The sequence below is a fragment of the Sphingobium sp. Z007 genome, from assembly GCF_900013425.1.
GTDB lineage: Bacteria > Pseudomonadota > Alphaproteobacteria > Sphingomonadales > Sphingomonadaceae > Sphingobium.
Genome location: NZ_FBXK01000001.1, coordinates 716136 through 737500 on the forward strand (window position 1 = coordinate 716136; position 21365 = coordinate 737500).

Genomic DNA, 21365 nt, shown 5'->3' on the forward strand with positions numbered 1-21365 from the left:
CATGCCTGGCGCGGATGTTTGTCACCCATCGCTCAATTGACCATCCGTGCGCCGGTCCAATAGGCGGCGCGCAGGGCTTTCTTGTCCATCTTGCCCGCCGCGGTCCGGGGAATGGCGGGGACGAAGGCGACGCTTTTGGGCGCCTTCACCCCGCCCAGCCGGGCCTTGGCATGGGCGATGATATCCGTTTCCCCGATATTGTCTGCAACGACAATTGCGTGGACCGCTTCGCCCCATTTTGCATGGGGGATGCCGATGACGGCGCATTCGCGCACGGCCGCCAGTTCGGTGACGGCGGCTTCCACTTCGGCGGAAAAGACGTTGAAGCCGCCGGACACGACCATGTCCTTCTTGCGGTCCACGATATAGAGATATCCGTCCGCATCGCGCCGGGCGATGTCGCCTGTATGGTGCCACCCATGGGTGCGCATTTCGGCGGTCGCGTCTGGCATTTCGTAATATTCGCGTGACACCAGCACGCCGCGGACGACCAGTTCGCCTGCTTCGCCATCGGGGAGGAGATTGCCGTCATCGTCCATGATGGCGACCCGGACGGACCGGGTAGGCTGGCCGCAACTGGCGAGCCGTTCGGGCCGGTCGCCCGCCGCCGCCGCCGCCACGTCTTCGGGAGACAGCCAGGTGACGATCATCGGCGATTCCACCTGACCATAGGCCTGGCAGAGGCAGGGGCCGAAGATGTCGACCGCCTGCCGCAGCTTTTCCGGCGATACGGGCGATCCGACCAGCAGGAAGATCTTGAGCGAGGACGTGTCGCTGTCTGCCAGTTCCGGCGCGTCGAGCAGGCTGTAGAGCGCGGTCGGCGGCATATAGACATGGGTGACGCGGTGCTGCGCGATCGTGTCCAGCACGGCGGCGGCGTCGAAGCCGGGCAGGATCACTTGGCTCGCGCCCAGCGACAGCGTGGCCAGCGCCACCGGGCCGGCCGCATGGGTGATCGGTGCGACGACGAGTGAGACAGGTGTATCGGTTCTGCCGTCGACCGCCTGCGCCAGCGTTTCGATCATCGTGCCCCAGCCCAGATTGGTGACAACCACCCCCTTGGACGGTCCCGTCGTGCCGCCGGTGGGGAAGAGGCCGACAATGTCGTCGGGCTTGCCGAACGGATCGGAAAAGTCCGGCAAGCTGTCCAACTCGCTGTTCGCGATGAACTGGTCGAGCGAGGGATCGCCATCATAAGCGCGGTCGAGGCAGACGAAATGGGTGAGGCTCGTCACGCGCGCTTTGAGCGCCGCGACATCCGCCGCCTGGCTGCTATGGTAGAAGAGCCAGCCGCAGCGGACATAGTCGAGATAGGCGGCATTGGCGTCGATCGCGTTGCGGCTGTTGACCGGCACCCACTGGCCATTGGCGCGCCAGATGGCGAGCAAGGCGATCATCATCGTCGCGCTGTTGGGACCATAGAGCGCGATCGGCTGCTGGTCGCGGAAGCCGCCCGCATGGAGCGCGCAGGCGATCCGTTCCGTCAGCGCCTTGACTGCGGCAAAACTCAGCGTTTCGCCGCTCGTCCCGTCGATCAGGCAGGGGCGTTGTGGCCCAAGGTCGTGGCCCCGGTCGAAATAGTCGATCGCGCGCATTCCATCAGCCCCAGCGGTTGATCTCCGGGCCGGGCGCCCAGACGGTTTCGGGGTTAGGCACGGTGGTATGGGCCAGCGCCCGCGCCACGGCGGGGCGAGCGCGCAACCGCGCTTTCCAGGCGTCGGTCAGCGGCGCGGCGGCAAAGGCGTCCGGCAGGATGGCGCGCATCCCGGCCAGCCAGGCGAAACTTTCGAGGTCGGCGATGGAGAAGTCGCCCATCAGCCAGTCGCGCCCGTCGGCCAGTTGCGCCTCCAGCTTCTCGACCGCTTGGACGATCTTGGTGCGGCTGTCGGTCAGCTTGCCTTCATCGATGCGGCCACCGACGGCGTCCTGCCAGCGGGCGGCAAGGTCGGCGCTGGCGATGGTGGCGGGGACGGCGGGCGGCGGTGCAGCGGCGGTGCCCAGCGCGGCGGCGGCGGGCGCGACGCGCTCAATCACATAGCGGCACCAGGCCATCATCTGCCAGCGGGCATAGGGATCGGCCGGGCGCAACGCGGGGCCGGTGCCGACTTCGTCCAGATAGCAGGCCAGAAACACGCTGTCGGTCATGGCGACACCATCGACCACCAGAACCGGTCCTTCACCCTCGATCGACTGATCGACTTCCAACGGGTGGGGCAGGGCGGTCGAGTGGCGTTCGCCCGCGACCAGATCGATGGCGTGCAGATCCAGATCGACGCCCTTTTCAAACGCCGCGGCGAGGACGGTGAAGGACGGGCCATTGGGCTGGCCATGATAGAGGATGCCGGTCATGCAGGTTCGCTTTCGAGCAGGGAGATGCGGCGGGCGAGGTCGGTACGGCCGAGCGCCCAGCAGGCGCGGGTCGCCGGGCGCGCATAGATGGCGCGCAGCCAGCGCATGATGTTGGGGGTCAGTTCGTCATTGCACAGATGCGGCTGCGACAAGGGCATGGCATAGGCGAGGTTGAAGCCGTTTATGTCGGCCAGGCCATAGCTGTCCGATGCCAGCCATTCGCGCTGCCCCAGCGCCTCCTCCAGATAACCGATGCCCAGGCCGACGCGGCGTTTCGATTCGGTCATCTCTTCGTCCGAAAAGGCGCCGTTGATCGCCTTGCGCCAGGCGACGCGCCGTTCGGGCATGGGAATACGGTCGATCGCCGCGTCCAGCTCGGCCGGATCTTTCTGGCGCACGGAAGGGCCAACGAAGATGCTCCAGCCGATCATCGAAAAGCTGGGGGCGAGCCATTGGTCCATGAACTTCATCCACCAGCGCGTGCGCCACTGGTCCACCGGGTCGGCCGGCATCAGGCGCGGGCCGTCGAACGCTTCGTCCACATATTCCATGATCGCGGTGGATTCGGTCAGCACCTTGTCTCCATGCGTCATCGCTGGGATGGTGCCGAGCGGATTGACCGCCAGATAATCGGGCTTGTGCTGGTCGAAATTCAGCAGGTCGAGATAATGGCTGTCGAACGCGACGCCCTTTTCGAACAGCGCCAGCATGGGCTTGCCCGAATTGGCGTTGGGTTCCCAATGATAGAGGGTGACGTTGGTCATGCCGGATCGATCTCCGAAAAGAGTCCGGCCAGGCGGTAAGGCCCGGCCGGTCAGGGGGAGGCTTAGAATTTCTTCTTCACGGTCACCGCCCATTCGCGCGGATTGCCGGGGCGGCCCTTGCGGACCCCGCCACCTGCGCCGCGCAGGTCGAGGACGGAGAGGAGATAATATTTGTCGAACAGGTTGGTGACTTCGAACGACACGTCGAGATCCTCGTCCGCATTCTGCCAGGTGATCCGGGCATTGGCGAGCGTATAGGCGGGCACGAAGTTGAGGATGCGTTCGCCGTTCACGACTGACGGGCCGCCATATTTCTTGTCTTCATAGGTGACGTCGAAGCGCGGTGTCAGGCTGCCTGCCTTGTCGAGGTCGATCTTATACTGGGCACCGACGCTGAACTTCCAGGGTGGCGAGGCGGGCGGGTCGGAGGGCGACACGCCGCCGGGGTTGGTGCCGCCCGGAACGGTCGGGGACGTCGCCGCTGGATCAAGGCTGCTGGCGATATATTTGAAGTCGAGATAGCTAATCGACGCATCAATCGCCAGGCCGTCGATCGGATAGGCGGACAGTTCCGCCTCGAAGCCCTTGACCCGCGCGTCGCCTGCATTGAGCCGCGCGGCGCAGGGCGCGCCAGGACAGGTCAGCACCGGGATCTGGATATCGACATAGTCGTTGATGAAGGCGGACGCGTTCAACCGAACCCGGCGGTTGAAAAAGTCGCTCTTAAAGCCGATTTCATAGGCGGTCAGCTTTTCGGGACGGAAGGCGATGACCTGCTGCGTATTGAAGGGGCGCGGGTTGGAACCGCCACCCTTGAACCCGGTCGATACCGATCCATAGACCATCAGGCTGTCGGTCAGCCGATAATCGGCTGCCACGCGATAGTCCCAGCGCTTGGCGCTATAATGGGCGGTCAGGCCGGACAGAGCGGTGACCGTTTCGGTGGTGTTGCCGTTGCCGTTGTAATCGAGCGTGTCGGCGCCCGAATAGCCGATCCCATAGGCGACGCCAACGGGGTCAAGGAAGCGGTTGACCGACCCGTCATAGTTCAGGCGAAAATAGGTCTGGTCCTTGGTTTCGGCGGTGTAGCGCAAGCCGCCGCTGAGCGTCAGCCGATCGATCGGCTTCCACGACAGGTGCGCAAACGCTGCCTTGGCTTCTGCCTTGGTGGGGTCGGGCTGGCGGAATTGCAGCGGATATACCGCGACATAGCGAATGTCCTGGAACGAGTCATAGGTCGATTTCTGCTTGAAATAATAGCCGCCGACCGTGCCATTCAGGCTATCGCTCAGGTCCATGTTCAACCGGACTTCCTGGCTGAAGCTCCAATTTTCCAGCGAGTTGCGGCCGAAATTGGTATTGGCAGGCGACAGATCATCGTCTGAATCGAACTGCGTGTCGAAGCTGCGATAGCCGGTGATCGACGTCAGCTTGAAGGCGTCGGACAGCGCATAGTTAATCTGGCCGGACACGCCCCAACCCTTGTAGAGGCTGCGGTCGGTGCCCTGGGTCGCGGCAAGCGGGGTGCCGGCCGCGCCAAACGGATCGACCGGGATCGGCGGCGTCCAGACGCCCGCGGGCTGGCCGGTTCCGATATAATTGCAATAGCGGCCGCAGATGAAGCGGTTGTCATAGGGGATGCCGGGTGCGGGATTGGTGTTGGGCGAATTGATGGCGGCCGTGTCGAGCAACACTTCGCCCGCGATCGTATGTTCGTCGCGGGTATAGTCGCCGATCAGCGTGACATCCAGCTTGTCGGTCGGCTCCCAAGCCAGGATAGCGCGGATCGCCTGGTATCCCACGCCGCCCAGCTTGCTGATGGTGCAATCGCCGGCGGGCCGTGTGGACGGGATGCCGCTGCCCGGATTAGCGCAGCCATAATCGATGCGATCGACAAAGCCTTCCTGCTGCTTGGCGACGCCGGAGATGCGGACGGCCAACGTGTCGGTGATGCCAAAATCGGCAGCGGCGCGGATGCCGATGCGGTTACGGATGCCGTAATTGACCTCGACAAAGCCGCCGCCATCACCCGATGGGCGCTTGGAGTAGAGTTTGATCGCGCCGCCCTCGGCATTGCGGCCAGCGAGCGTGCCTTGCGGTCCACGCAATATTTCGACGCGATCGAGGTCGAGCAGTTCGAACACCGCGCCGGTGAGCTGCGGATAATAGACATCGTCGATATAGATGCCGACGCCCGGCTCATAGGCGGGGTTGAAGTCGTTCTGGCCGATGCCGCGGATGGAGGCGGTGATGGACGGGCCGAAGGACGCGCCCTGCGGCTTCAACGACACGTTGGGCGCGGCGTCGGCCATCTGCGCCAGGTTGGTCTGACTCTTGGCCTCCAGCTCGGCCGCGCCGACGGCGGTGATGGAGATGGGTGTGTCCTGCAACCGCTGTGCGCGGAACTGGGCGGTGACGACGATGTCGGCCACCGAACTTTGCGACATGGCTTCCTGCTCGGCGGCTTGTGGCGCAGCGGCGGGTGGCGGGGCCGATGTCTGCGCGGACGCTGGTGTGGTGATGGCGAGGACGGAGGCTGACGCCAACAGGGCGCGCGACATCATTGCACGAAGATCGTGTTGCATGGGTAATCCCCTCTCCTAATTCCGGCTTGAGATCCGCCCTGCCCGGACGTGACCCGCCTCATGACGTTGCTGTGCGTCGATTGTTAGTAAGACATACAATTTTATCGGATGCAAGAGCCGGATCGACCTCACAACGAACATTGTCGCACTATTTGCCAATATTGCGAGAGGGCAAATAATGCTGTTGTCTCTATTGGTGGTATTGGCAATAACAGGATGATCGGGGGTGGAGAGGGTACGCGCCGAAAACCCTTTATTTCGCGATGTCTGCGTTCAGACGTAGACGCGCCGCAGCAACTCTACGAGCATTGCGGTTTCGGCCGGACTGAACCGCGCCTTGAGCCAATTTTCATGCTCGGCGATGCAGGCGCGCGCCTTTGCCAGCGAGTCGCGGCCGCCATCGGTCAGGCTCAACGTCTGGCGGCGGCGATCCTGCGCGGAGGCGCCGCGGGTCAGGAAACCGCGGTCCTGCATGCGATTGACGATAGCCATCACGCTCGCCCGGTCCATTTTCAGCCGGCGGCCAATGTCCGCCTGCGCGATGCCGGGCTGATCCTCGATCAGCCAGAGGACGGCAACCTGCTTTTGCGTGAGGCCCAAGTCGCTGAAGGTTTCGGTGAAGTGCTGATAGACCGCCGCGCTGGCCAGCCGGATATGAAAACCGACCAGTCCATCGATGCCGCTGAGGCGGGGATCGGGGAAGATGTCGAGCGGTTCAATGTCATTCATGGTATTCATAGTAACAGTGTGCGGAGTAAGTGCTGATACGTCAATCCGGGCACTTGAAAAAATGTCTGTGTCACATACAATATCTTCAACCATAAAAGGGAGAGGATCAGCCATGGCGCATTTTCCAGACACGCCGTCCTTCACAGGTTTCAATACGCCCACGCGGATCGAGGCGGACATTGCCGACCTGGACATAAAGGGGACGGTGCCTCCCGAACTGGATGGCGCTTTTTACCGGGTGCAACCCGACCCCCAATTTCCACCGCGGCTGGGCGACGACATCGCTTTCAACGGCGACGGCATGATTACCATGTTTCGCTTTCATGACGGTCAGGTCGATTTCCGCCAGCGCTGGGCGAAGACCGACAAGTGGAAGCTGGAGCATGAAGCGGGCAAAGCCTTGTTCGGCGCCTATCGCAATCCGCTGACCGACGACGAGGTGGTGAAGGGCAAAATACGCGGCACCGCCAACACCACCGCCTTCATCCATGGCGGGAAACTCTATGCGCTCAAAGAAGACAGCCCTGCGCTGGTGATGGACCCGGCGACGTTGGAGACGGACGGCTATACGCGGTTCGACGGCGCGATGACCGGGCAGACCTTCACCGCCCATCCCAAGATCGATCCGGCGACCGGCGACATGATCGCCTTCGGCTACGCGGCCAAGGGGGTGCTGACGCGCGATATGACCTATTATGTCGTGTCGCCGGACGGCGCGCTGAAGCAGGAATTATGGTTCGAAACGCCTTATTATGCCATGATGCATGACTTTGCGATCACCCCCGACTACGCGCTGTTCCATGTGGTGCCCAGCACGTCCAATTGGGAACGGCTGGAGCAAGGGCTGCCGCATTTCGGTTTCGACACGACGCTGCCGGTCTATCTGGGCGTGCTGCCGCGCCGGGCCGATGCGAGCGCCGCCGACATACGCTGGTTCAAGCGCGACAATTGTTTCGCTAGCCACGTCATGAACGCGTTTCAGGAGGGCACGAAAATCCATTTCGATACGCCCGAAGCGAAGAACAACATGTTCCCCTTCTTCCCCGACATCCATGGCGCGCCGTTCAACGGACCGGAATCGGCGAGTTTCCTGACGCGCTGGACGGTGGACATGGCGTCCAATGGCGACGATTTGGCCAGCGTGCGGCGGTTGACCACCATGATGGGGGAATTTCCCCGGATCGACGATCGCTACACCGGCCTGCCCTATCGCTATGGCTGGCTGCTGGTGATCGACCCGACCAAGCCGGTGGAACTGAAGGGCGGCAGTCCGTCGGGGATGTTGATGAACACGCTGGGCCTGATCGACCACCAGACAGGCGAAGAGCAGAAATGGTGGTGCGGGCCGGTTTCGTCATTGCAGGAACCCTGCTTCATCCCGCGCAGTCCCGACGCGGCCGAAGGCGATGGCTGGATCGTGCAGGTATGCAACCGGTTGGAGGCGCATCGCAGCGACCTGCTGCTGTTCGACGCGACCGATATCGCCAAGGGACCGATCGCGGAGGTGCGGATACCCATCCGCCTGCGGTTCGGCCTGCACGGCAATTGGGCGACCGCCGTGCAGATCGGGCTGGCGGCGTAGCCGTTACACCTGCTCCCCCGCCGCCCGCGCGCGGGGGAGAAGGCTGGCATGGTCGCGTTCGACGCGCCACAACAGCACCAGCAATATCAGCACCAGCGGTGGCGCGACCCAGTTGATCGACAGGATCGCCCCGCCCAGGTCGCCGCCGCGCGCATCGCTTATCATGCCCACGGCATAGGGACCGATGCCGAGGCCGAAGATGGTCGATACAACGATATAGAGGCTGACGGTCAGCCCGCGCATCCGCGGCAGCACCTGTTCGAACAACACGGCGTAAAGCGGCGGCATCCACATGGTCAGGATCAGGCTGTAGAGCGTGAAGCGGAGGTAGAAGCCGCCCGCATCCGGCGCATGATAGACCCAGAACGCCAGGCATGGCGACAGGCTCATGGCGAACAGCGCGACCCACACCCGGCGCGACAGGCGGTGCGCGCCGATCCGGTCGGACAAAGGCCCGGCGATCAGCGGCCCGACCACACCCAGCGCGGCGGACAGTAGTCCGAATTGCAGCCCGGTGTCGGCGGGCGACAGGCCATAGCCTTTCATCAGGAAGGACGGCGTAAAGCCCATCACGCCATAGTTGATGACGCTTTGCAGAGCCCCCGCTGCGATGCAGAGCAGCAGCGAGGGATTGCGGGTGATGAGCGCGAAAGCGACCGGATCGCGCCCTTTGAGATTTTGCAGCAGGTTGGCGATAACGAACGCGCCAAAGCCGATCACGCTCCATTGCACGACATGCGGGCTGATCGCCATGCCAGCCAGCAGCAGCGGTGGACGCGGCGAGAAAGCCTCCGCCCAGCCGATCGCCAGCAGCATCGCAACGACGATCAGCACCAACAGGCCGATGTTGAGCGCCCACTCTCGCGTCGTCGCCCGCGTGCGCGCCAGGCTCATCCAATGAAAGCCGGGCGTCACCGCGCCCAGCACGTTCAGGCTGGCGCGGAAAGGGTGCGGATCAGGCGCGGTCGTGATGCCGTCCATTGCGCCCCGTTCCGGTTCGGGCAGGCGGCTCATCAGGAAGGCGATGAGGAAGCCGGGCGTCGCGGCCACCGCGAAGGCAAATTGCCAGCCCTTCAGGCCCAGCGGCGCCGTGCCTGCGGCGTAGCGCGCATCCCACCATTGCGCGGCCATGCCGCCGATGATGAGCGATCCGCCAAGGCCTATGGCGATCGCGGCGGCCATCACCGCCATCACCATGCCGCGCTTTTCGCGGGGAAAATAATCATAGGTCAGGCTGGTGCCGGCTGGTTGCGACGCCGCTTCGCCGATGCCGACGCACAGGCGCGAGAGCATCAGCGTGAAGAAGCCGGTCGCCAAAGCCGCGCCGCCGGTGGCGAGCGACCAGAAGCCGATCGTGATGGCCAGCAGTTTCGTTCTGATCCACCCGTCCGCCAGCCGCCCCAGCGGGAGCGAAAACAGTGCGTAGAAGAGCGCGAAGACGGTGCCGTAGAGCAGCCCCATCTCCGCGTCGCCGATCTTCAGGTCCGCCTTGATCGCGGGGGCTAGGATGGCGAGGATATTGCGGTCGAGCAGGCTGACCAGATTGGTGCCTGCCACCAGCGCCAGCGCATAATAGGCCGTGGCGCGCGAAGGGTTCGCTATCGTCACAGGGCGAACACGCGCTCGGCATTGGTCTGCATCAACTTGCGCTTCGCCTCGTCCGAAATGTCCAGCAGGTCGTGCGTCCGCACCTCATCCGCCACATATTGATAGGGATAGTCCATCGCATACATGACCCGATCCTCTCCCAGTACGGATTGTGCGAACTTGATCGCCGGCTCCCATGCCATGCCGCTGGTGGTGACACAGATGTTCGACCGCATATAGTCGTGGATCGATTTGTTGAGCGGCTTCATCCGCGCATAACGCTGCGACCGCACGCCCGCCTGGTGCATATAGTCGAGCCGGTAGAGCCAATAGGGCAGCGCCTCCCCCATATGGCCAACGATGATCTGCAAATCGGGATAGCGGTCGAAAATGCCGATGGTGATGAGCCGCAGTAGGTGCATCCCCGTCTCCACGCCAAAGCCGAAGATCGCGCCGTCCAGCCCCGCGTCCAGCATTGGCCCGATCATCGCGTCGGGCGGCGTCGAGGGATGGATATAGAGCGGCTGGCCGGTATCGGCGAGCGCGCGGAAGATCGGGTCGAACTTGGCGTCGTCCAGATATTCGCCCTGCGTATGGCTGTTGACCATCACCCCCTTGAAGCCAAGATCGCCCGCCCCGCGCCGGATTTCGGCGGCGGACCAGTCCGGGTCTTGCGGCGCGATCGACGTCATGCCGACGAAACGGGTCGGATGGGCGGCGCAGCGATCGGCGAGATGATCGTTGGCGCGGGCGACCATCGCCTTGGCCTCTTCCACTTCGAGCAGGGGCTGCACGCCGGGCGAGGTCAGCGACAGGATTGCGACGTCGATCCCCGTCGCATCCATGTCGGCCAGCCTTCGTTCGCCAAGGTCCAGTAACCGGTCGATGATCTGGGTCGCGCGTTCCGATGGCGATTGCGCGTAAAAGCCCCAGAGCGACACCATGCCCCGGTCCGCCGTCCCGTCGCGCACCATGCGCAGATAGGCGTCGATCTGCTCGCGGGTGGCGAAGGCTTCTTCGGTGGCGATGCGCAGATAGCCGCGGTCGTCGCCCGTGTTCAATGCATGGCTCATCGCTTATCCTTCGTGAATGGCTTTGGTGACGAGGCAGGCGTCGATCCCTTCGGGACCGTCCTCTGCGCCATGGCCAGACCATTTGACCCCGCCGAACGGGGAATCCGACCCGCCGATCATCGCGGTGTTGATGCCGACCATCCCGGCCTCGACCGCCCGCGCGACCCGGCGCTGGCGCGCGGCGTCGCTGGTCCAGGCATAAGCGGCGAGGCCATAGGGGAGCCGATTGGCCTCCGCGATCATGGCGGCCTCGTCGGGATAGGCGTTGATGAGGGCGACGGGGCCGAACGGCTCCTCGTTCATAATGGCGGCGTCCAGCGGCGCGCCCGACAGCACGGTGGGGGCGAAGAAATAGCCCGCATTGCCGATCCGTTCGCCGCCGGTTTCGAGGCGTGCGCCCTTCGCGACCGCGTCGCCGATCAACCGGTCCATCGCATCGAGCCGCCGGGCATTGGCCATCGGCCCCATGACGCTGCCGGGGTCCGATCCATCGCCGACCGTCACTCTCTTTGCGCGTTCGACAAAGCCGGCAAGGAAGCGATCATGCACGCCCGCTTCCACGATGAAGCGGGTGGGCGACACGCACACCTGCCCGGCATTGCGATATTTGCCCGCCACCACCGTATCGAGCGCCCGCTCGATATCGGCGTCGGCGAAGACCAGCACCGGGCCATGGCCGCCCAATTCCATCGTCGTGCGCTTGCAATCCTCCGCCGCCAATTTGGCCAGGTGCTTGCCCACGAGCGTGGAGCCGGTGAAGCTCATCTTGCGGATGATGGGGGAGCCGAGCAGGTGGCGCGACACCTCGTCGGGCACGCCGAACACCGCCTGCGCGACATCGCCCGGCAGGCCAGCGTCGAGCAGGCATTGCAGCACGCCCAGCGCTGACGCGGGCGTTTCCTCCGCCGCCTTCAGGATCACCGAACATCCCGCCGCGATCGGCGCGCCCAGCTTGCGGCCGGGATTGCCGAGCGGGAAATTCCACGGGGCGAAGGCCGCGACCGGGCCGACCGGCTCCTTCGTCACCGTCGATCGCTGCCCGGCCGGACGCACCAGCGCCCGGCCGTAGAGGCGGAAGACCTCCCCGGCGTAGAAATTGAACAGGCCGACATTCATCATCACTTCGATGCGCGCTTCGGCCAGCGTCTTGCCCTGTTCCAGTGTGGCGATGCGGGCGAGATCCTCCTGCCGCTCGACCATCAACCGCGCCGCGCCCTGCAACACCGCCGCCCGTTCCTGCGGCGTGGAATCGCGCCAGCGGCGGAACCCCCGCTCCGCCGCCGCCAGCGCGGCGTCCAGGTCCGCCGCATCGGCCAGCGGCAGGTCCGCGATCGCTTCGCCGGTGGCGGGGTTGACGACCTTGTGGGTGCGTCGCCCGCCGCCCGACAACCGCTGGCCGTCGATCATCAGATACAGGTCGGGATAGGCCATGGGTTCAGACGCTCACGGCTGCGCGCGCGGCCCGCTCCCGGTCGATATCGCCCTGCCAGCGTTCGGCGACAATCGCCTTGCCCGTCACCGGATGCACCATATGGAACGGCACCATCTTGTGCGTCGGCCACAACCAATGATCCTCGATCAGTGCGTCCGGGCCGGTCGGGTCTTCGGGATAGGTGATCTTGGGGAAGGGCACATATTCGGCCGGGGTATTGGCCCAGCCCTGATCGAAATCGGCGTGCCATTGCGGCATGTAATTCAGGATCTGGATGCGCCAGATGCCGTCCACCTTCTTATAGGTATTCTCATAAATGCCGCCTTCCCACCATTGGCGCGCGCCGAGAGCCGGATTGGACGGGTCGGTATAATCCTTGTGCCGGCCCGCCTGCATCATCGACCGGGCGCGGGCATAAGCGGTGACGCCGTCGGCGTCGATATCGACAATATCCTGCAATTGCGGATGGTCGAGCAGGAAGCCGTCGATCGGCCCGTTGGTGCCATGGGTGAAACGCTTCTGGAAGCGTTCGACATAGAGGCGGCGGATGCCCGCCTGGCCGCGCCACACGCCGCCGAAGAAACGCACTTCGCCATCTTCGGTGAACAGGTCGGCGGTTTCGTTATAGAGGCATTTATCGATCAGATAGCCGTAGAGATGCTGCAATTTGCGCACGTCCAGCTCATCTTCGCGCCGTTGCAGGCGGGTGCTGAGGTCGGCGACGCTCTGTTCCAGGCGGGCGATACGGTCGGTCTCGGACATGATTGGCTCTCCTATCATTGTATGTAATACTTACAGATTAGATGGCTTGTGCGGCCAATCGCTCCACTTCCTCGCGATAAGGGCGGATGGCGCGGACCATGCAGAGCGTAGCGATCGGCAGCAGCACGGCCGCGGTCATCACCAGCGACTTCCAAAGCTGGCTGGGATCGCCGACGATATAGTCCTGCACCAAGCCGACCAGGAAGCTGCCCATCGCGCCGAAGAAGGTGAACATGAACAGGTAGATCGCCGTCACCTGCCCCCGCATCGCATTGGGCGCGACGCGCTGGATAGCGGCGTTCTGGGGCACGGCGCCGGCGATGCCGAACATCGCGCCGATGCTGGCGACGCCCAGCGAAGCGTAGCCGTTGGGCATCAGCGGGGCGAGGATGGCGCAGACCGTCACGCAGCCGAAGAATATCGCGGCGGCGCGGACATTGGCGTCGGCATGGCGCTTGGCCAGCCATTCGACGAAGATGCCGCCCAGCAGCAGGCCCGTCAGTGAGGCGACCAATGTCATCGATCCCATCACCGCGCCGATCTGCGCCTCGTTCCAGCCATAGGTGCGGATCATAAAGGGCACGCGCCAGAATTGCAGGCCGAACACTTCGATCGCGCTCAAAGCCAGCCCGGCAAACAGCGGATAATAGACGCGGCGCTTGGCATGGATTGCCTTGGCGGCGTCCAGCCCGGTGAACGTCAGGATACGGCGGCCCAGCGACGCGTCAGCGGGGGGCATGATCGAGCCGGCGGGCGGCGCCTGGCGCGGCGGTTCCTTGACCGTCAGGAACAGCAGGCCGACCAACAAGGCGGGCAGGCCCAGCCAGATCATCAGCCATTGCCAGCCCAAAATAGTAAGGCCCCCATGCTGGGTCGGCGCCCATCCGGCCGCGGTCGCGATCAGCATGCCGCCGATTGCCGGCCCCAGCGTGGTGCCGCCGATAAAGCCGAATTGCAGCAGGGCGAAGGCGCGGGTCAGGATGCGCGGCGGGAAGGCGTCCGCCAGCAGCGAATAGGACGACGGCGCATGGGCCGATCCCCCCGCGGCCAGGAAAACGCGACTGCCGACGAACTGGCCGAACGTCTGCGCGATGCCGCCCATGGAGGTGATGACGCCCAGCGCCGCGCAACCGCCCGCCAGCACATATTTGCGCGGAAAGATGTCGGCCAGCCGCGCCAGCGGGATGCCGACGAACAGATAGCAGATGATGCTGGCGGGACCGGCCAGGAAGCCGAGTTGCGAATCGGACAGGCCGAAATCCGCCTTGATCCGCTCCGCCAGCATGGCGAACACCACCTGTTCGAAAAAGGTGACGAAGGTCGCCAGGATGATGACAAACAGCGCCCAATAGGCAGCGCCCATCGAGTAAGGCGGGCGCGCCGTCGCGGCGGCATCCAGCGATGCGGTCGCATCTACATCCCATAATGTCTCGGTCGCAATCGGCGCGGGTGCCAGGGCCATGGGCCTTCTCCTCTCCACTTCTCCCTTTGTTCACAGGGATGAAATTTCGGCTTGGCGAATTTGTAAGTGAACTATACGATTATGGCGAGAGAAAAATGCACGGTCGTTATAATCACCGTCATGGGAGAATAGGATGCTCGAATTTGCAGGACGCACTGCCTTCGTCACTGGTGGCGCCAACGGCATCGGCCTGGGCCTGGTCCGCGCCTTGCTGGCGCAGGGGTGCAAGGTGGCGATCGCCGACATTCGCGAGGATGCGCTGGCCGCGGCCGTCAAGACGCTCGACAATCAAAGCGTTATAGCTGTCCAACTCGATGTCGCATCGCGCACCGGCTTCGCCGAGGCAGCCGACCGGGCCGAGGCGGCTTTGGGACCGGTCAGCCTGGTTTTCAACAATGCGGGCATCAACCTGTTCCAGACCATCGACGAGTCCAGCTATGACGATTGGGACTGGGTGATGGGGGTCAATCTGCACGGCGTCATCAACGGCGTGATGACCTTCGCGCCGCGAATGAAGGCGCTGGGGCGGGGCGGTCATATCGTTAACACCGCGTCGATGGCGAGCTTCCTGTGCGGCGGCGCGCCCGGCATCTACAATACCACCAAATTCGCGGTGCGCGGCATGAGCGAATCCCTGCGCTACAGCTTGGCGCCGCATGGCATCGGCGTGTCGCTGCTCTGCCCCGGTCTGGTGAAGAGCCATATCTACGCCAGCGACGAAATCCGTCCGGCGGCGCTCAGCGGCGGCGCGAAGCCGGTGGACAGCGCGGCGGTCGGGCGGCTGGAGCAGTTGCACCAGTTCGGCATGGAGCCGGACGTCATCGCCGCCCGCACATTGGAAGCCATGCAGGAGAACCGCTTCCACATCTTCCCCCATCCCGAATTTCGCGATGAACTGGCGACGGTGTTCGACGAGATACTCGCCGATTTCCGCGACTATCCGCAGGATGCCGGATTTGAGCAGCGCACCGGCTTCGAAAAGATGCGCCGCGAGGGCTATGCCAAGGCCCGGCGCGCCGCGCGCGAACGCGCTTAATGCGCGAACAGGTCGCCCTGCCGGGGTGGGGCGGCCGGTCGCCGTGGCGCGGCGGGCGTGCCGATCAGCACGCGGGCGCGGCCAGTGAGCGTATAGACCGCCTGCCGCTGTGCCCCGCGATTGAGATGGTCGACGCGATAGCCCTGATAATGGCGCTTGAGCAGGCCGGCCTTGACCAGCTCGGACGCGGCCCGGCTGAGATTGGTTTTGCCTGAGGCGCGCACCCGATTGCGCACTTCCTCCTGCACCAGCGCATCGTCGGCGGCCGCGTCGCCCGAAAGCCTGGCATCCTTGCGCAGTTCGTCACGCACCCGCTCCACCAGCGCCAGGCGGCGCGGATCGCGATGGCCCATTGGGGTCAGCGCATCGCATAGCCAGTCGCGCAGCGGCACCAGCCCGTCGCCGACCCGCACTTCCGGCCCGGCGCTGCCATCCGGTCGCGCCACGTCCGCGATCAGCGTCAGCAGCATGAAGGCGTATCGCGGTCGTGAGCAGCAATGGGACAATTGGTCGAGCAACAGCGAAAGATCGCTACCGCCAGGAATGCGGGAGAGGGCGGGCGCGTGAAACATATCGTGAATCAAGCACAGAGCGAGTCGCTTGTGAATCCCGTTTTTTCCGCGAGTCGCATTTTGTCGCCCGTGACACTTTGCCCTCCGGTAAAGTGTCACGGCGGAAACTTTACCGGAGTGCGGGAGCGTCCCCGGCTGACGCCACCCAGATTGACGGCCTTTCAGGATGGATCATGCTCGGCGGGCAGGGTCAGGGTCACGCGCAACCCTGGTCCCGCATCGCTCAAGGTCAGCGTGCCGCCATGAAGATGGGCAACCGCCGCCGCCAGCGACAGGCCCAGGCCAGCGCCCGTGATATGGCGCGATGCATCCAGTCGGGCGAACCGGCGCAGCGCCTCGATCCGCCGTTCCTGCGCGATGCCGGGGCCGTTATCGGTCACGGCGACACAGATTGATGCGCCATCGCGCCAGGCGGACAGAAGGATGCGATCGCCGCCATATTTCAGCGCATTGTCGATCAGGTTCGACAAGACCTGGCCGAATATCTCGCGATGCGACCGGATATGCAGGCCGGGCGGCGCATCGACGGTGATGGTCACGCCCTTGTCCTCTGCCAGGACTTCGTACATTTCCTGAAAATCCTGCAACAGCGCCGCGACATCGACGGCGGAGAAATTGTCGCGGCCGATGCCGGCTTCCGCCCGACTGATCAGCAGGGCGGCATCCAGCATCCGCAGCAGCGTGTCGCCTTCGTCCAGCGCCTTTTCCAGCGCGGCGATCGATTGCTCGTCCCGGCTCTGGCGCAGGGCGCTGTCCAGCACGGCGCGCAACCGGGTCAAGGGGGATCGCAGGTCGTGGGCCAGGCCGTCGGTCACCAGCCGCATCTCGTCCATCAGGCCGGTGATGCGGTCCAGCATCGCGTTGATTTCATAGCCCAGCGCATCGAACATGTCGCCGCTGCCGCTCAAGGGGATGCGGCTTTGGATGTCGCCGGTGCCGACCGCCGCCGCGGTATCGATGATCGATCGCAGCCGACCCCGGATAATGGCGGCCGACAAAAAGGCGGCGCCGGCCGCCAGCGGCATGGCGAGCAGGACCGCGCCGATCAGCGCCGCTTCCAGATAACCGCCAAAGCGCACGTCATTTTCGACGACATGGCCGGTCAGCAGCCGCGTACCATCTGGAAATCGCGTGCTGACGACGCCGATGCTTTGGGGTTCCCGGTCCTTCTGGCCGATGCGCCGCAGGTCGAGCTTGCGCCAGCTCTCCGATGGTTCGATATCGGCCGGCCAGCCTGGAATGTTGCCGGCGACGCGCTGGCCGTTCGGCCCGATCAGCAGCATGATGGAGCTGCCGTCCGGGTCGGCCGTCATGCGGCTATGCACCGTGGCGCCCGCCGCTTGCAGCCCGGCTGCCGCATAAGTGGCGGCGATATCGTCGCGCAGGTTCACTGCAACTGCGCGGCTGGCTTCGTCCACCGACCGGCTGGTGAATTGATGGACAGCCCATAGCGCAACGAGCACGCAGGCGATCTGCATCAGGAAGACGAGCGCCGCGAACCGCCAGATGACGCTGTGGCGCCAGCGCATCGTCACCCTCGTTCGCTCAACCGATAGCCCGCGCCTCGAACCGTGTGGATCAGCGGCGGTTCGCCATCTTCGTCGATCTTGCGGCGCAGGCGGCTGATATGCACGTCAATGACGTTGGTGCCGGGATCAAAATGATAATCCCACACGCCCTCCAGCAACATGGTGCGGGTGACGACTTCGCCCTGATGCCGCAACAGATAATCGAGCAGGCGGAACTCGCGCGGTTGCAGGTCGATGGTGCGCGCGCCGCGCTTCACCTTGCGGGAGAGCAGGTCGACGTCCAGATCGCCGCAGGACAGCCGCGTTTCGGGCGCCTGGCCGCCCCCGCCGCGGCGTAGGATGATCCGCAACCGCGCCAGCAGTTCGGCAAAGGCGAAGGGCTTGGCCAGATAATCGTCCGATCCGCCGGTCAGCCCCTTGATCCGTTCATCGGCGGTCGCCAGCGCCGACAGGATGATGACCGGCGTGTCGATTCCCGCCGCGCGCAGGGCGGCGAGCACCGCCATCCCGTCCATCCCCGGCAGCATCCGATCCAAAATGATGGCGTCATGCGCGGCCTCGGTCGCCAGGAACAGGCCGTCGCGGCCATTGTCCGCCCGGTCGACGGTAAAGCCTTCCTCGACCAACCCCTTGGCGATGTAATCGGCGGTGGTGGCGTCATCTTCGACCAGCAGCACCTTATAGCTCATGACCGTCCTCATGTTACGCCCCGATCGATGCGATCGCCGCTTTATAGGCGCGCGCACGATCAAAGCCATAGAAGGCGTCGCTCCTGGTCATCGTCTTGCGTCCCGCCAGCCAAGTGATCGTCCGATCGCTTGTAATAGGGCGGCGCTGACCGCATCGGCGTCATGATGCAGGGGATCGCCGCCGGGCAGTTGCAGTCGGGACACATTGGCCTGTCGCAACAGCGGGCATAGGCTGGCGACCTCTTTGACACCATGGATGCACAGCAACGGCGCCCAGCTCAGCCGCCCGGCGGCGGTGGCGGCGTCTTCCTTCGGCTCGTTGAAGGAGAAAATTGCGAATGGCGACGCGCGCCATTGGCGGGTAGCGCCGGGCGCGATCAGACCGATGAAGGCGATCCGTCGGCGCAGCGCGGTCGGTACATAGGGGAGCGACGGCGCGATGATATCCGCGCCGAAAGACTGACCCAGCAGCAGCACAGGGGCGTTCGGATCGAGCGCGATCGTGCAGCGCAGGCCTTGCGCGATCATAGCGCCCGCCTCTTCGGGGGTGCGGCGCGTTCGAAAGAAGCGCAGGCTGTTTTCGGTTACGACAGCTATGCCATGGCGCGTCAGCCGCTCTGCGACCTGCCGCGCCAGCCCTGCGCGAAATCCCATGTCCCCCGACAAATAGAGCGCCACGGCGCGGGGGTGGTGTGGGTCTGCCGCAGCTTCTGCGGGGCGCAGGTCGAACAGCGCGCCGTTGCCGATATAGCCGATAGACCAGAGCGCCAGCAGGAGGATGCAGGCGAGTCCTGCAAGCGCGACAACACACCGGCTCATGCCGCCTGGTTCCATGCGGCGTCGGCATGGGGCAGGGGATGGTCCCTCGACTGGACCCGTCCGCTGCGCTCCAGCTTGCCCCAGCCGACCCATGGACCCAATATGGCGGTGGCGACGGCGCGGATGACGACGCTGTACATGATCTGCCGATAGATGACGCGTTGCGCGACCAGCAGAAGCGCGGGATAATGTTTCTCGCGCGGCTCCAGCCGGTAGGCGACCGCCCCGCAGGCAACGTCGATCGCGTTGAAGGCGATCCAGTAGAGCGCCATGCGCAGCACGTCGCTTTGCGTCTGCGCCCAGCCATGTTGGTGGACGCGCAGCGCGGTATCGAGCGCGCTGACCACCAGGGCCAGGTCGATGATCGGTGACACGAGCGCAAAGCCGATCTGGAAAAGCCAAGCCTGGGGCAGGCCGACCCAGGCGAGACCCGCCGGCTTGCGCGTGCGCCAGATGCTGCGATACTTCCACAGGCATTGCAGCGTGCCATAGGCCCAGCGGAACCGCTGTTTGGACAGGGCGCGGAAGCTTTCGGGCGCCTCCGTCCAGGCGACGGCTTGCGTATCATAGGCGATATGCCAGCCAGCCCGCTGCACGGCGATGGTCAGATCCTGATCCTCCGCCAGCGTGTCCAGCGGATAGCCGCCCACGGCGTCCAGCGCCGATCGCCGCCACGCGCCGACCGCGCCCGGAACCACCGTGATCGCGCCGAACCGGGCAAGTGCGCGCCGTTCCAGATTCTGCGCCGTCACATATTCGACCGCCTGCCAGCGAGTGACGAGGTTGACGCGGTTGCCGACCATCGCGTTACCCGCCACCGCACCGACCGCGGGATCGGCGAACCAGCGGGCGAGGCAGGCGATGGTCAGCGGTTCGAACTGGGTGTCGGCATCCAGCGCGACGATGATCGGCGCGGTGGCGATCTCCAGCGCATGGTTCAGCGCGGCGGCCTTACCACCATTGGCCAGCGTCAGCAGGCGGACGCGCGCGTCGTCGGCAAAGGCGTCGGCGACGATGCGGCTGGTCGCGTCCGTCGATCCATCATCGACCACGATGACTTCCAGCCTTACCTGTTGGCTGGCCAAGACCCGGCGCACCGATGTTTCGATCACCTTGGCCTCGTTGAAGGCGGGGATGGTGACCGACACGAAGATATCAGGTTGGATAGCTGGCGGTGCGATCCGGTTACGCGGCGACCGGCTGCCCAGCGCAAGCCCCGCGAGCATCAGCGCGCGGCCGATGCCGAATAGGATGACGGCGAAGAACAGCCATTTGAGCGTCACCGCGATGCCCGCTAGCAGCAGGAATATGGCGACATCGACCCGCACCGCGGCCAGATCGGCTCCACGGATGGTCGGCATCACTTGCGCAGGCGTCAGCCCGGCCAGCGCGGACACCGGCACGAAGCGATAGCCGCGCGCCGACAGCGCCTTGATGATGCGCGGCAGCGCGGCAACCGTCTGCGCCCGGTCGCCGCCGCTATCGTGCAGCAGGATGATCTGGGCCGATCGGCCGGCGCTGCCATCCTCAACCTGGGCGATGGTGCGCGCGACGATGGCGTCTGCGCCCGGCCGCGTCCAGTCGCCCGGATCGACATGCAGGCCGACATTGAGATAGCCCGCCTTCTGCGCCTCCAGCGCCGGGCCGATCTCGTCCGCCGTGGTCGGCTCCGCATCGCCGAAATAGGGCGCGCGGAACAGGCGCATTGCCCGACCGGTATAGGCTTCGACCAGCCGCTGCGTGCTGTTGAGTTCCAGCGATACGCCCCGGTCCCACACCTGCGCCAGATTGGGGTGGGTATAGCTGTGATTGCCGATTTCGCTGCCCTGCGCGACGATCTGCCGCAACAGTCCGGGATGCATCATCGCATTTTCGCCGATGACGAAGAAGGTCGCAGGCACATGCGCCCTGCGCAATATGGCCAGGATCGGCGGCGTCCAGACCGGATCGGGGCCATCGTCGAAGGTCAACGCCACGTCGTGCGGCTTGTAGCCGGTGCGGCGGATGACATAGGGCGTGGGCAGGCTGGCGAAATGCTCGTCGGTGATGAGTCCGACGGTGTGGCCTGATCCCATGGTGATCGTGCGGCGGCCGATGGTCGGCACATCGTCGATCCGCAACAACTCGCCATTGCCTTCCACATCGACCGAGTTGAAGCTGGTTAGCCGACCGATCGCGGCGGGCGGCATCGCATCGCGTTGTTTGAGCGCGGCCCAGAAGCCGGGATCTTCCGATCCCAGCCGCCACAGCGCTATGCCGCCGGTTCCCGCCAGCCGCGCCGCGCGGATCTGATTCCAGCCGCTCGCCGCGTCCAGCATCCAGACATGGTGGACCTGCCCGTCCTGCCGATAATCGAAGCTGGCATTGCCCGACGCCGGATCGAAACGGATCGGCG

Annotated in this window: 17 protein-coding genes (1 of these 17 only partly in view); 2 read left to right on the forward strand and 15 right to left on the reverse strand. The window is 64.7% G+C overall.

Annotated features, from left to right (window positions below; genetic code table 11):
* Positions 1-32 precede the first annotated feature (32 nt).
* From CEQ44_RS03280 to CEQ44_RS03300, 5 genes are all read right to left on the reverse strand, one after another.
* Positions 33-1595, reverse strand: a complete 1563-nt coding sequence (locus CEQ44_RS03280) for an AMP-binding protein (protein WP_088182826.1) — start codon at positions 1593-1595, stop codon at positions 33-35.
* A gap of 4 nt (positions 1596-1599) precedes the next feature.
* Positions 1600-2349, reverse strand: a complete 750-nt coding sequence (locus CEQ44_RS03285; RefSeq protein ID WP_088182825.1) for a glutathione S-transferase family protein — start codon at positions 2347-2349, stop codon at positions 1600-1602.
* Positions 2346-3113, reverse strand: coding sequence for a glutathione S-transferase family protein (locus CEQ44_RS03290; RefSeq protein ID WP_088182824.1), 768 nt, complete (start codon positions 3111-3113; stop codon positions 2346-2348). Before CEQ44_RS03290 ends, CEQ44_RS03285 begins: the two co-directional genes overlap by 4 nt.
* 62 nt (positions 3114-3175) lie before the next feature.
* Complete coding sequence (locus CEQ44_RS03295; RefSeq protein WP_254913609.1) at positions 3176-5698, reverse strand: TonB-dependent receptor; 2523 nt, start codon at positions 5696-5698, stop codon at positions 3176-3178.
* Positions 5699-5971: 273 nt separating this feature from the next.
* The gene (locus tag CEQ44_RS03300) at positions 5972-6436 is read right to left on the reverse strand and encodes a MarR family winged helix-turn-helix transcriptional regulator (protein WP_088182823.1); all 465 of its coding nucleotides are present in this window, start codon (positions 6434-6436) and stop codon (positions 5972-5974) included.
* A 103-nt stretch (positions 6437-6539) separates the two neighbouring features.
* On the opposite strand from CEQ44_RS03300, the gene CEQ44_RS03305 reads away from it, so the two are divergent.
* Positions 6540-8009 carry a carotenoid oxygenase family protein gene (locus CEQ44_RS03305; RefSeq protein WP_088182822.1) on the forward strand — a complete coding sequence of 490 codons (1470 nt, stop codon included), beginning with the start codon at positions 6540-6542 and terminating at the stop codon, positions 8007-8009.
* 3 nt (positions 8010-8012) lie between these two features.
* Here CEQ44_RS03305 and CEQ44_RS03310 read toward each other — a convergent pair whose 3' ends face one another.
* The 5 genes from CEQ44_RS03310 to CEQ44_RS03330 are packed head-to-tail and all read right to left on the reverse strand — an operon-like array spanning position 8013 to position 14325.
* Entirely contained in the window at positions 8013-9617 is a 1605-nt protein-coding gene (locus tag CEQ44_RS03310; RefSeq protein ID WP_088182821.1) for an MFS transporter, read from the reverse strand.
* Positions 9614-10669: an amidohydrolase family protein gene (locus CEQ44_RS03315; RefSeq protein ID WP_088182820.1), complete on the reverse strand. Its 1056-nt coding sequence runs from the start codon at positions 10667-10669 to the stop codon at positions 9614-9616. The genes CEQ44_RS03310 and CEQ44_RS03315 overlap by 4 nt, the downstream gene beginning before the upstream one ends.
* Before the next feature lie 3 nt (positions 10670-10672).
* The gene (locus CEQ44_RS03320) at positions 10673-12100 is read right to left on the reverse strand and encodes an NAD-dependent succinate-semialdehyde dehydrogenase (protein WP_088182819.1); all 1428 of its coding nucleotides are present in this window, start codon (positions 12098-12100) and stop codon (positions 10673-10675) included.
* A 4-nt stretch (positions 12101-12104) separates the two neighbouring features.
* A complete protein-coding gene (locus tag CEQ44_RS03325) occupies positions 12105-12863 on the reverse strand; it encodes a nuclear transport factor 2 family protein (RefSeq protein WP_088182818.1) in 759 nt (252 codons plus the stop codon).
* Between the two features lie 37 nt (positions 12864-12900).
* A complete protein-coding gene (locus tag CEQ44_RS03330; protein ID WP_088182817.1) occupies positions 12901-14325 on the reverse strand; it encodes an MFS transporter in 1425 nt (474 codons plus the stop codon).
* Between the two features lie 133 nt (positions 14326-14458).
* Between CEQ44_RS03330 and CEQ44_RS03335 the strand changes: the two genes are divergently transcribed.
* Positions 14459-15361, forward strand: coding sequence for an SDR family NAD(P)-dependent oxidoreductase (locus CEQ44_RS03335; protein WP_088182816.1), 903 nt, complete (start codon positions 14459-14461; stop codon positions 15359-15361).
* Here CEQ44_RS03335 and CEQ44_RS03340 read toward each other — a convergent pair.
* The 5 genes from CEQ44_RS03340 to CEQ44_RS03360 all read right to left on the reverse strand — a co-directional run.
* Positions 15358-15933, reverse strand: coding sequence for a hypothetical protein (locus tag CEQ44_RS03340; RefSeq protein WP_088182815.1), 576 nt, complete (start codon positions 15931-15933; stop codon positions 15358-15360). The two genes, CEQ44_RS03335 and CEQ44_RS03340, sit on opposite strands and share 4 nt — an antisense overlap.
* Positions 15934-16094: 161 nt before the next feature.
* Positions 16095-17462, reverse strand: coding sequence for a HAMP domain-containing sensor histidine kinase (locus CEQ44_RS03345; protein WP_254913608.1), 1368 nt, complete (start codon positions 17460-17462; stop codon positions 16095-16097).
* 2 nt (positions 17463-17464) lie between these two features.
* Complete coding sequence (locus CEQ44_RS03350) at positions 17465-18151, reverse strand: response regulator transcription factor (RefSeq protein WP_088182814.1); 687 nt, start codon at positions 18149-18151, stop codon at positions 17465-17467.
* 87 nt (positions 18152-18238) lie between these two features.
* Positions 18239-18970: an AcvB/VirJ family lysyl-phosphatidylglycerol hydrolase gene (locus CEQ44_RS03355; RefSeq protein ID WP_176400231.1), complete on the reverse strand. Its 732-nt coding sequence runs from the start codon at positions 18968-18970 to the stop codon at positions 18239-18241.
* A protein-coding gene (locus tag CEQ44_RS03360; RefSeq protein ID WP_088182812.1) for a glycosyltransferase crosses the window boundary here: on the reverse strand, positions 18967-21365 show its 3' portion. 982 nt of this gene lie beyond the right edge of the window; only the last 2399 of its 3381 coding nucleotides appear in the window; its start codon lies beyond the right edge, outside the window; it ends in the stop codon at positions 18967-18969. The genes CEQ44_RS03355 and CEQ44_RS03360 overlap by 4 nt, the downstream gene beginning before the upstream one ends.

Excerpts from the sequence above, each read along its gene's own strand:
- CEQ44_RS03280 (WP_088182826.1), bottom strand. The coding sequence starts at position 1,595 with ATGCGCGCGATCGACTATTTCGACCGGGGCCACGACCTTGGGCCACAA.
- CEQ44_RS03305 (WP_088182822.1), top strand. The coding sequence starts at position 6,540 with ATGGCGCATTTTCCAGACACGCCGTCCTTCACAGGTTTCAATACGCCC.
- CEQ44_RS03320 (WP_088182819.1), bottom strand. The coding sequence starts at position 12,100 with ATGGCCTATCCCGACCTGTATCTGATGATCGACGGCCAGCGGTTGTCG.
- CEQ44_RS03325 (WP_088182818.1), bottom strand. The coding sequence starts at position 12,863 with ATGTCCGAGACCGACCGTATCGCCCGCCTGGAACAGAGCGTCGCCGAC.
- CEQ44_RS03285 (WP_088182825.1), bottom strand. The coding sequence starts at position 2,349 with ATGACCGGCATCCTCTATCATGGCCAGCCCAATGGCCCGTCCTTCACC.
- CEQ44_RS03290 (WP_088182824.1), bottom strand. The coding sequence starts at position 3,113 with ATGACCAACGTCACCCTCTATCATTGGGAACCCAACGCCAATTCGGGC.
- CEQ44_RS03345 (WP_254913608.1), bottom strand. The coding sequence starts at position 17,462 with ATGCGCTGGCGCCACAGCGTCATCTGGCGGTTCGCGGCGCTCGTCTTC.
- CEQ44_RS03330 (WP_088182817.1), bottom strand. The coding sequence starts at position 14,325 with ATGGCCCTGGCACCCGCGCCGATTGCGACCGAGACATTATGGGATGTA.
- CEQ44_RS03315 (WP_088182820.1), bottom strand. The coding sequence starts at position 10,669 with ATGAGCCATGCATTGAACACGGGCGACGACCGCGGCTATCTGCGCATC.
- CEQ44_RS03340 (WP_088182815.1), bottom strand. The coding sequence starts at position 15,933 with ATGTTTCACGCGCCCGCCCTCTCCCGCATTCCTGGCGGTAGCGATCTT.
- CEQ44_RS03300 (WP_088182823.1), bottom strand. The coding sequence starts at position 6,436 with ATGAATACCATGAATGACATTGAACCGCTCGACATCTTCCCCGATCCC.
- CEQ44_RS03350 (WP_088182814.1), bottom strand. The coding sequence starts at position 18,151 with ATGAGCTATAAGGTGCTGCTGGTCGAAGATGACGCCACCACCGCCGAT.
- CEQ44_RS03295 (WP_254913609.1), bottom strand. The coding sequence starts at position 5,698 with ATGCAACACGATCTTCGTGCAATGATGTCGCGCGCCCTGTTGGCGTCA.
- CEQ44_RS03335 (WP_088182816.1), top strand. The coding sequence starts at position 14,459 with ATGCTCGAATTTGCAGGACGCACTGCCTTCGTCACTGGTGGCGCCAAC.
- CEQ44_RS03355 (WP_176400231.1), bottom strand. The coding sequence starts at position 18,970 with ATGAGCCGGTGTGTTGTCGCGCTTGCAGGACTCGCCTGCATCCTCCTG.